Source organism: Niastella vici (genome assembly GCF_002077945.1).
Classification (GTDB): domain Bacteria; phylum Bacteroidota; class Bacteroidia; order Chitinophagales; family Chitinophagaceae; genus Niastella; species Niastella vici.
This window is the reverse complement of record NZ_LVYD01000010.1, coordinates 1-790: the sequence shown is the minus strand read 5'-3', so window position 1 is coordinate 790 and position 790 is coordinate 1. Positions and strand designations below refer to the sequence as shown.

Here is a 790-nt window from a genome sequence, read left to right as displayed (position 1 = left end):
GCAGCCGATTGAATGCTGGCGTTCTTTGGCAATACCGATAAGTTATAGGTATTGGCCGCCCGCATGGTATACCAATTGCCGTTTATCGTCCAGGTCATTGCATTGAGCCATTCAGGAGAATAATTAACTGCTGCATCTATTGTAGATGTAGAAACGCCTTTCATTACCGGTACGGTGACCGTTTCGGTTATACTTGTTTGCGACACGGGGTAGCGCGCCACAAACCGGTTCCAGATATTTTGCAGGGTATCGGCACGAACGGCCACTGTATCGCTCCAGGGCAGCTGGTTGAGTTTATAACCGCATCCGTTCACCAGCCAGTCGGCATAGTGCAGGTACGAGTAACCCGCATTGAAGTGCTGGTTCATGTACCACTCAAAAAGCTGTTTGCCGTCCATGGTAACATCCGTCCAGTACCCACCGGGTAAAGCAGCCAGTGCGACCATCATATTGCTGGCAGGCACAACCGGCACGGTGTCTTGCGTCAGTTGCAGGCCGGCAGTACCGGGTTTGGTGGTGTCCTTTAGCACTTCGCGGAAGTTAGCACCGAAGCGGACAGCCATAAAATCGGGCACATTCGGGCCTGGTTTATGGTTAGCCATTACATAATTATCCATGGGCGCCCCGGGGCTATTGAAAGTATTGCCACCATCATACATATATACCCGCACCGTTGCTCCTTTGGTATGGTTGGGGAACTCGGCAATAAAATTCTTATAGGTTTTCACCAGGTCGTCACAACTGATGTTCGAAGGCCGGGTCAGTCCCGTTGATGCTACCGTTATAATAT

General features: G+C 50.8%; 1 protein-coding gene. It reads right to left on the bottom strand.

What is annotated here, in order from left to right; translation table 11 throughout:
• The coding region (locus tag A3860_RS40935; protein WP_158085145.1) for a hypothetical protein at positions 1-790 on the bottom strand (790 nt) is incomplete at both ends.